This is a genomic window from Micromonospora mangrovicola (genome assembly GCF_047200535.1).
Taxonomy (GTDB): Bacteria; Actinomycetota; Actinomycetes; order Mycobacteriales; family Micromonosporaceae; genus Micromonospora.
Map to the genome: position 1 here is coordinate 24,025 of NZ_JBJZOG010000068.1, position 10,206 is coordinate 34,230.

The following is a 10,206-nucleotide window of genomic DNA, read 5'->3' on the forward strand; positions in this document are numbered from 1 at the left end:
TCCACACCGCCTTCCAGCTCTGCCCGCATCCGAGGTCCGGCAGATACGCGAAGACCGCTCCCCATTGCCGGTGCGCGGCTCGAAATGCCACCAGATTGCCCCTTCGTCGGACCAGCGCGAGCCTAACGCTGTCGGTTCTCCGCGACGACGTCCGCTGCTTAACGGCAAGGATCGCCTCAGCCGTGACGACATCACGGCACTGCTCCCGCTCGGTGACCACCCGCTGTCCGTCGGAACTGCTGCCAGTTGCGCGGTCACTTACGCAAACACCCAGGGCCGTGACATCGCCCTGAAGCGGGCCGCGGAGGTTCTCGGTTGGCGCGAGGGTCTGCCTGAGCTAGCCGCTACCTTCAGGGGACTGTTCTTCCGCCCGGCGCTGGATACATTTAGGACCTAGATCAACCGACGTTGGGGGTTGGTGTGAGTCTCCAGACCGGTGTGCTGCTGTTGAACAGTCGTTACAAGCTGATCGGCTCGGAGATCTCTAGGGCTGGCGATGGCGGGCTCTGGGGCGCCTTGGACCAGGAGGAGGTCTCCAAGCCCCTTCTCCTCAAGGCCTGGCCGTTTACCGACGACCGGCCCGACGATGTGCAACGGGCGCTGTGGGATGCCGAGCTACGCACGTTGTACCGCGTGCGCAGCACCCCCGGCTCAGAGGAGTCGCTACTGCAACTGCGCGACGTGGGCATTGATCATGACGCCCGCTGCTTCGTGATGGTGTTCAAGACCGAGGGACTGCAGAATCTGGCCAACTTGCTCGGCGTGCAGCGCGGGGACCATGCGTGGCTGAGTGGGCGGCCGGACGACCGGATCGCGCTTTGGCAGATGCTCGAACGGTTTACGGACGGGCTGGGACTGTTACACGACCAGCAGGTCGTGCATCGCAACGTGGTGCCTGAGTCGGTCTTCCTTGAGCCGGGCGAGGGGCCTGAGTCGGCCCGTCTTGGCGGTTTCGAATGGAGCATCAGGCTGGGCAGGCCGGCGGCGCGAGCGGCGCGGGTCGGCTGGGAGACCGTCCCGGAGGCGTTCGCTGGGCGGGCTCCGTTCGGGCCGGACGCCGATTGGTTCGCTTTCGGGATGCTCGCCGCCCGGTGCATGCTCAACATCGAGCACCTTGACGCGCCCGCCGTCGCTCCCTGGGACCGGTACCGCGGTGTCCTGAAGCTGCTGGCAAAGCCCAAAGGCAAGCTCACCGCGCTGGAGGTCGACTTTATCAGTCGGCTAGTCGCCGAGGACCCGGCGACGCGGCTGCGGCATCAGTCGGACATCTCGGCGACCATCAGGGAGATCATCGGCGCCCTACAGGATCCGGGGCAGAACGACGACGCCTCCCGTCGGCACATCGTTATCATCGATCCGGCTAACCCCCGGCTGGTGGCCGACTGCATCGACCGCGGCCTTGGCGACCTGCTGCAAATGGAACCGGGCGACACGTTCGACCCGAAGCGGGCGGACCATCGCGGCGCGCTACACACCTTCCTGTACAAGGACTTCGCCGACGGCGCCACCCTGACACCCGTGCCCAATCGCGAAAAGTACATGCTCTCCGGCCAGCGGATGCATCTGATCATTGGCCCCTCGTTCAGCGACGTCGACGGCAAGCCGACTTGGCAGAATGCCTTTTGCACCGGCACCTCCCACTATCTGTCGGCGGCAGCGGCGAACCAGGTGACCATCCCGGCGGGGCAGCTGGAGTTCTTCAACACCCGCGACCGGCGTTCCCTTGGCTCGCGCCTCGCCGCTTCGGCCCGGTGGGAGGCCCTGCTGCCGCACGTCGATAAGGCCCGTGAGCGGCGCGAGGAGCAGGAGCGCTTCAGTGATTTCCTGCGCATCACCAATCAGGTCGACATCCTCGTCAGGGACGCGGAACTGTTCCGCTGCGAGGTTGTCGACGTTGAAGAGGAGGACGGCAGCTGCACACAGGTCGAGGTGCGCGAGATCGTTCGAGAGCACCCGCCGTCGGGGATGTTCGCCATCGACGGCGGCATGGCGGAGTTCCTATTCCGTGAGAAGCACAGCGGCAAGCCAGGCAGCAACCTGATCCAGCTCTGCTCGCCAAACTCAGAGAGCATTGAGGATCGGCCGGTGGATCCCGAGTGGGTGGTGCACAGCGTCGACATACCCGGACGTACCGCGAAGCTGACGCCGAACCAAGACCTGCCGGAAATGCCACAGGTCGGCGACGTGCACGTGCTGCGGACCAAGGGCCTCGGCGGCCAGGTGCTGCAGATCAAGCGGCGTAAGGAAGCGATCGCCAAGCTCGCCAAGCACACGTACCTGCTGGAAAGCCTGACCACGCCGGGACAGGTGCTCATGGACAGCGGTCCGGTGCGGCTGCCGGTCCCGCTGGGATCCAAGACCGTCGACTCGAGCAAGCTTACGCAGATCGAGACAATACTCGGCGTCCGGCCGATCTACACCGTCCAGGGACCTCCGGGCACCGGCAAGACCCACATGGTTGCCTGGCTCCTGCGGGAGATTCTGGAGGAGGATCCAGTCGCCCAAGTGCTCATCACGGCCCAGGCACACCACGCGGTCGACGTGCTACGAGCCAAGGTCGAACAGGACGCTTTCGCCGACGTTTCTGAGGAGCGCCGTCCGCTGACGATCCGGCTGCGTCGCGCCAAGCCGGACCAGCCCGGCGGCCTCAGCGTTGAGGAGCAGGGCTCGGAACAGCAAGTGACCCGGGAGCTGTTGGAGCAGACAATCAACCGGATCGAGGCCGTCCAGCCCGCCGGCGCCGCCTCGCCCGTGCAGGCGGAATGGCTGGCCGTCTGCAAGCGGATGGTGACGGAACTCAACATCCGTGATGCCTCGACTCCGAAGGAGTTCCGCGAGTTGGTCAAACGCAGCGCCAGCATCACCTACAGCACGACGGGGGATGGCGACCTGGCGGCACTGGCAGGGGAGGTGTCCTATGACTGGGCGATCGTGGAGGAGGCGGGCAAGGTCCACGGCTTCGAGCTTGCCCTGCCGCTCTTCCTCGGGCATCGCTGGCTCCTCATTGGCGACCCGAGGCAGTTGTCGCCGTACCGAATCGAGGACTACGAAAAGGCGGTGGCGGAGCTTAGCTCGACCGTTGCCGCCCTCGAGGCGTTGCCGGCGCCAAACAAGAACGTTGACCGGGAGGTACTGCTCGGCTGGCGTGACCGAACCCCGGAGCAGCGTGGGGAATTCCAGCAGTACTGCAAGCGCTGGCTGCGGCTGTTCGCTCAGCTACACAAGCTGTGCGCCTATCACGAACCGCAGGAGGGGCTACTTACCGGACAGCACCGGATGCACCCAGACATCGGCGAGCTGGTGTCCGAGGTCTACTACAAGGGGAGGCTTTCGCACTACACCCGTGATCCCGACACCGGCCAGCCCAAGCCTGGCATCCTGCACAACCTGCACGCTCCAGCAGAGATAGACGGCCGGGCCATAGTGTGGCTGGACCTGCCGATGGCGTCCGCCGACCAAACCCGGGCCATGGAACACGGCACCCCGAAGTACCGCAACCCCGCCGAGGCGTTCGCGCTTGACCGGTTCCTACGCACCCTGCGCTCTGACAACAAGCCGCCATTGGACCTCGCAATCCTCTCGCCGTACGCGCAGCAGGTCGGCTATCTGCGCCAATATCTCGACGGGCCGGAGTTCCGCGAGATGCTCGCCGAGGCAGGTCTGCGCTTGGCACCAGACCCGCAGCGGTCGCAGTACGACACCGGCACGCAGGCCAGGGACGGCTTCTTCACCGTCGACTCCTTCCAGGGCAACCAGGCCGAAGTGATTGCGATCAGCCTGGTCCGCAACAACACCGCCGCCAGCGGGGCAGGACTGGGATTCCTCGTCGAGCCGCAGCGCATGAACGTGCTCATCTCCCGTGCCGAGCGGCTGCTGGTGCTGGTCGGATCGTGGGAGTTTTTCCGCTCGCAGGTCCACTACGTCTCACGAGACCCGCAGCAGTGGGCGTCGCTGCAGCACCTCGCACTGATGGTCGACCGGCTGGAAGCGTGGTTCAAGGAGGGACGGGCCGTGCTGATACCGGCCGACCTGGCCGGATATGAACCCCCGGCCGCCCTTGTTCGTCCTGAGCTCTCTGTTGGGAAGTGAGAATCATGACCATGGTCCGGACCTTGGTGCCGCTGAATATGTACGTGGTCACCTACCAGCTCGCCTACGGCCGTCCGTACAGCAAGTTCGAGGCGCTGCTGCTCAAGGCGATCAACGGGTCGACGGACACGGGCGGCCGCACCTCACGTGAACTCGGGGACATTTTCAAGGTCCATGTCCGGCTCCTGACCGAGGGCCTAGTGACGCTAATCCAGGAGGGGTGGGTCGCGATGGAGCAGCGCGGCTCCGAGATCTACTACCTGGTGACCGAGCAGGGACGTGCGACGGTCGCGTCCGGGCGGCGGCCGAGCAATCTGCGAGTGCGCACCGTGCACGCAAAGATCGTCCGGGAGCGGCTGACGGGCCAGATGGCACGCGTCTCAGAGGTGCCGTTGATTACGGTGAAGGCGCTGCGCCGGGCCGCCAACCAGGCGGTGCACAAGGAGGCGCTGCAGCCGCGCGTGATCCGTACGAGGATCAACGGTGGTGAGGCTGAACCGCTGCTGCCCCGCTCCGACCAACATCAGGAGCGGGTGCGGTGGATCGATTCGGCGGCTCGCGTGAGCCAGGACCTGCACTACCTGCCGGTGCGGGTGGACCTAGACAGCGGCAAAGTGCTCGGCCTGCCCTACCGGTGGCAGCACCTCGCGCAGATGATCTGCGAGGAGGCCCGCGAGCGGCGCGAGGAGTTTGAGGCCGACCCGGCGTTCCAGGCCGAGCTGCAGCGAGTCATGCAGGATTCGACGGAGGCCGTGATCGACGACGTCCCGACCGTCGCACACTGGGCCGAGCCGTACGCCCAGGAATTTGTGACGTGCGCCGACTTGACGCTGCGGGGAGATCACGGTCGTACCATGGCGGAGGAGCTCCTAGCGCGGGCCGAGGGCAGTGTGCTGATCGTCGCCGGAAACCTGGACGAGCCAACCGCAGTCGCCACGAAGGACGCGGCGATCGCGCTGCGCCGGCGCGGGGTGCACTGCGACGTGCTCTGGTCATGCGAGGACGAGGCGGCGGTCGACACCATCCAGCGACGGATCACCGCGATCCGGGCCGACGACTCGCTGCCGGGCAAGGTGCAGTTCAACCGGGGGCGGGCGGAACGGGTCGCGGACATGATGATCACTATCACGGCGGACGGGCCAGTGGCCGCCATCGGAGCGGGGCTGTTCGGCGGGGCAGAGCGCGACGGCGAGCTCCGGCCTGCAGTGCGGCTGACCGATCCAGGGGTCGTGGCGGCGCTGGCCCGGGTCTGCGCCGGCTGGTGGGAGGAGCTTCCAGCGAACGAGGGTGCGCTGCCTGCACATCGGTGGAAGCACCTCGCCGAGCAGTGGGCTGGCGAAGCCGCCACCGCGCAGGCGTCGAACGAGGAGACCGTCGGGGTCGCCTGCCCGGACAACCCGTCAGTGGAGTGCAACGGCCGGGTGATTGTCCTAGTCGGTCCGCAGCAGGCGGCGTTTCACGCCAACCTATCCGCCGAGGCGGGACAGCGGTACTTGCGCACCGATCCGAACGAGCACAGTGACCGTCTGGTAGCCGAATTAGCCCACCTGCCCGATGCAGTCGGCAGGCGTTACCGGGTGATAGGCGGCGCCGACGGATGGCGGACGCTTCGCCCCAAGGGAGACTCGTGGTCACTTGAGGTCGCAGAAGCGCCACCGCCGGCGCGGTCACAGCGGCTGCTCGCCGTCAACGGGCAGTGGCTGGTGACGTGCGGTGATCAGGCCCGGTCGAGTATCGGCTTCTGTGTGGAGGGGCATGTCGGGGAACGGGCGTGGGAGCGCGCATCGGCAGATGCCTGATGGCAGCTGCTTGCTCACTCCTCGTCAAGGGGTGAGCAGTCGGATTTGCCGGGCCGTCTGTAACGGCGGCCAGCCAGTGGCCTTGTCCGTGGAGGCGGCTCCTAACGGGACGCCAACGGCGCGCAGAAGCCAACCGTGCAATTGATCCTGCCTGGTCCGACCTCCGTGGCGCGACGCCTTAGAGGGGGAGTGGTGCCATGGAATTGCCATGCCCCATTTCGCCCGGCCAGCCCAGGGTTAACCAGCGCTACCCTGAGACTCGCTGTTGGTCGGGAGTAATTGCCGAGGTGGGCGTGGCGAAGGTCGAAAAGGTTCCGCTGGCCCGGGTTTTCGGGGCTCGTCAGCGTGGCGCCCTGCGCGTACCCATGGTGCAGGAGACGCAGCTGCCGTTGCGCGACCTCTCGCCGGAGGTCTTCGAGCGGGTGGTGGTGGAATTCGCGTGGTTGGTCGAGGGCCTGCGCAACGTGCACCTCTACGGCCGGCGGGGGCAGAAGCAGTACGGCCTCGACGTGGTCGGCACAGCCCGGGACGGCGTCACGGTCGTCTACCAGGCCAAGCGGTTCCAGACGATCACCTTCCAACAGATCCGCGACGCCCTCCAGCTCTACGCCGGCCGGCCCGCCGAGGAGCCCGCCGGCCTACCATCGCGGCGGTTCGCCGCCAGCCGGTTCATCCTCGTTACCTCCGCGCCGATCGACGGCGATACCGCCCTCACGGATGCGGTGCAATCAATGCGGCAGGAGTATTCAGCGCACGGCCTGGACGTCGACGTCTACGGCGCCGAGCACCTTTCCCGCGCACTGCGTGACGCCAACGGCCTGGTGCATGCGGTCTTCGGCCCCGAATGGGTCCGCGCCTTCTGCGGCACCGATCCTCCAGAGCCGTCGCCGGGCACGCCGTCGCCGTTCGGCCTGCTAGAGGACCCGCTGGAGGAGCTCGGCCTCGCCGATGTGCCTGCACGGGCGCGGCAGCTCGCCGGCGAGGCGCCACAGAACGCCAGCGAGCTGCTGTCGAGTGTGGCCGGCGAGCTGCGCGCCGCCGGCTACCCTGGCCACGCCGATATGTTTTTGCAGGAGGCCGGGAGCGTGCTGCTCGACGGCGGCCACGCTGCGGAGGCGTTCGACATCGAGTGGGGCATCGCCTTCGAACGGTTCCTGCGGAGGTCATGGCACGAGCCGAGGGGCCTGCGGGATTGGCGGACGCGGCTGGCGGACGACGAGGTTCGTGTCGCCCGCTCAGTGATCATGGACGCGCTGCGTGAGTGGTACGGCGGCGTGTTTGACCTGGCGGGGATCGTCGAGGCGCTCGATGTCCTGCGCGACGCCGACGACCCCAAGTACACCGTCCTTACCTGCGTAGCGCTAGAGCAGGCCCTCACCGACGGGTTGTTCACCACGACCCCGCCGGCGTCGTGGATCGGCACGCCCTTGCTGGCAGATGCCGCGGACCTCCTGGACCGGCTGCTTGGCCACGGACGGCATGCCGGCGAGATCACGCGGGACCGGACCTGGCGGTGCCGGTTGCGCTGCGCCCTGGCTGACGTGGGTCTGGACCGGCAGCGGCAGAACGGCGCCGCCGTGGCGGCCGCGTATGGCACCATCGTCGCCGACGCCAGCGCTGGCCGGATGCCGCCGCACGCCGCAGGGCTCGCTCACGCGCGCTGCGCCCGCGCGTACGCTGCCGCAGGGGATGTGGACGCGTCGGTGGACCAGTGGCGCCGCAGCTTTATGGAGTCAATTCGCGCTGGGTACGGCGGGGACGCCCGCAGTGCAATGTTCAGCCTCGAGCAGACGGTGTTCCTGGTGGGGGTCCCTGACATCGCCCAAATGTCCAACATTATCGCCGGCATCCCGAACCGGCGCAGTTTCCTCGAGGGCGGCCACGACGCGTACTTCGGTGCCCTCGAGGACCTGCAGGCTGGCCGCCTTCATGGCGCGATCCAGGACGCCCGCCGCAGTGTCCTCCAGGAGCGCGTCGGCGGATACATCAGCGGGGAGCGGAAATCTCTGCGGCTGCTCTCCGACGTTCTCAACAAGTCCGACAGGCACGCACTCGCCGCCGTCATCGCTGTCATAGCTGGGCACGGCAAGGTGGCCGCATCGCGGGCCGAAGCCGCCGACGAGTGGATCGACGTGCTGGCGATCACCCGGTCGGGGCCGCCGTGGGCTGCGGCGGCCGCCATGCGCGTGCTGGCGATCCAGCACGACCTGGTCCCTGATGACCGGGTCGCAGAGGTCGTCGAACTACTGCTCCCGGCCGCCCGGGCGATCTGGCACACCTCGGCCCCAATCGAGACGCCGTCCGCCGCCGCGTTCGATGCGCTGGCCCGTTTCGCGTTCCGAGTGGACGAGGCGCGGGCCGCGGCGCTGCTTGATCTCGCGGAGCCGGGCCTGACCTCCGCTACGAGCAAGACAAAGGAGGCGGCGCTGATCGCCGGCCGCATCGTCGCCCGTCACCCGCGATACGCCGCCCGCGTAGTCGATTCCTTCCGCAGGGCGGTCGCGCTGCAGCATGTTGATGATGAACTCTGGCTCGTGGTGCGCAAGCTTTCCGACGTCCTCTCGGCCATCACGGAAGACATCCGAGCGTGTGCGGCACGGGGCGACCACGGCGCCGTTGAGACGCTCACCGCCTGGGGGATTGCGACGGCCGAGACGCGCCGCAGCGCGCGAGAGTGTGCGTACCGGCTGCTGCTCAAACCGGTCGGCCGCGTAACCAACATCGTGGGTATCAGTCAATTTTGCGAGGACACTGCTCGGCTGGTGCGGGCGCTGGTACGCGATGGAGACGGCGACGACGCGCCGCTCGAGCTGGAACGTACGATCGGTGATGCCACGGACGGCCCGCCCGATGACGAGCGGGCGCGACTCGCGGCGGTCGCGGCTGGCGACGTCACGAACCTTGCTGAAGCCGTGGTGAGCAAGCTGCTTGGGCTGGCCACCGACAGGCTCGCACCCGGGCAGGGCCGGGCGGAGGCGGTCCGCGCCATCGCCCTGCTTCGCGACGTCATGCCACCCGCGCGGGCGCTTGAAATTGCAGGCGTCTTCCTTGAGCTGTCCGCCGAGGTCGACCGCCACCCGCTCGATGCGCTCGCCTTCACCACCGACCCGTTAGCGGCCTCGCATTGGAACACCCCGCCGGAAACCGTGCAGGCCGCAGCGGTCGACGCGGCGAGCCGGCTCTATGCCGCCGCCGTCGACGCGGAGCCGGGCCTAAGCGACGAGGGTCTGGCGGCGCGAATCGCAGAGGCCGCCGAGCCCCTGCTGCGCTCGGACAACGACCGCGACTGCATCGCGGCCGCGTGGTCGCTCGCGGATCTCGCCAACTCGGACACGGCCCTGGTCCGGCTCGCCGGCCACCGCTTGGCCGACGTGCGGGCGCTGGCGATGCGCGTCTGGGAACGCTCGACGAGCCGACCGATGGGACTCGCGGCGGAGCTTGCCGCTGACCCGTCGCCGAAGGTCCGCGCGTCGGTCGCCCGCCGGTATGCCGAACTCGCCACCGATCCCATCGGGGCGGCCGTCCTAGCCGAGCTCGCCGCCGATCGCCATCATGCCGTACGGGAAGTCATAACGAGGTCCGAGCCTTCTGCAGGGTGCTGATGGGCCTGACGATCGGTTCCCGCACATCCTCACAGCAACGCGTGGCCCGTCATGCTTGGTCAATGCGAGTCCAATTAGTTGGGCAATGGTGCCCCGTCGTGGGCGCCAGGTGACTCAGGGGACAGCTCTTCCAGCAACTTTGGCACCTCGCCCGGCACGCTGAAGTAGGACGTCTTGACGCCGTCGGGATAGCGGGCGACGAAGATCGGCGCGACTCCCGCCGGAATTTCGCCCTCACCCTGCAGCGCCGCCGTCAACCGCCGGAATGGCTTGGTGAAGCCGCGCAGCATGCGGTCGTCGGCGTAGCCACCCAGCTCGTAGACCTTCTCTCGGTTGACGCGACCGCCCCGCTCGGGCGTCGCGAGCCGTAGGGCAGCCGCTTGCACCGGCGCTTCCTGGTCGAGGCGCTCTAGAAGTGCAGTCAAGGCATCCAACGTCCAGGGCTCGAAGGTGTTCTCTTCCCCGATATCAATATCCGCGACGCGCCCGGCATCGACAGACGACGCCTGATCGACTTCTACCTCCAGTACTGAGGCACGCGCGAGCAGGTCGGCTGGACGCATCAGGAACAGGCGTCGCCCTGTTAGCTCGTGGTACTCCAAAGTTAGCTCAGGTCGAGGCCCGACGAAGTCCGCTTGCTGGCGCCACCACCAGTCGTCCTTCTCGTCGCGTGTCACGATCAGTAGGTCCCGGCCCTGCTCCTTCGCATAGCGGGT

4 protein-coding genes are annotated in these 10,206 nt (G+C 67.5%); 3 read left to right on the top strand and 1 reads right to left on the bottom strand.

Annotation, left to right across the window (positions count from 1 at the left end; genetic code table 11):
- The first annotated feature begins 420 nt into the window (after positions 1-420).
- The 3 genes from ACL02O_RS23615 (at position 421) to ACL02O_RS23625 (ending at position 9,490) form a co-directional block, all read left to right on the top strand.
- Positions 421-4,089 (top strand): AAA domain-containing protein, encoded by a 3,669-nt coding sequence (locus tag ACL02O_RS23615; protein WP_412820326.1) that lies wholly within the window; start codon positions 421-423, stop codon positions 4,087-4,089.
- 5 nt (positions 4,090-4,094) lie between these two features.
- A complete protein-coding gene (locus ACL02O_RS23620) occupies positions 4,095-5,888 on the top strand; it encodes a phospholipase D-like domain-containing protein (RefSeq protein ID WP_412820327.1) in 1,794 nt (597 codons plus the stop codon).
- A 293-nt stretch (positions 5,889-6,181) separates the two neighbouring features.
- Positions 6,182-9,490: a hypothetical protein gene (locus ACL02O_RS23625; protein WP_412820328.1), complete on the top strand. Its 3,309-nt coding sequence runs from the start codon at positions 6,182-6,184 to the stop codon at positions 9,488-9,490.
- Positions 9,491-9,564: 74 nt separating this feature from the next.
- Here ACL02O_RS23625 and ACL02O_RS23630 read toward each other — a convergent pair.
- The coding region (locus tag ACL02O_RS23630) for a PIN-like domain-containing protein (RefSeq protein ID WP_412820329.1) at positions 9,565-10,206 on the bottom strand (642 nt) is incomplete at its 5' end.

What these genes read in the sequence shown, in the direction of transcription:
- ACL02O_RS23620 (WP_412820327.1), top strand. Translation starts at nt 4,095, where the DNA reads ATGACCATGGTCCGGACCTTGGTGCCGCTGAATATGTACGTGGTCACC.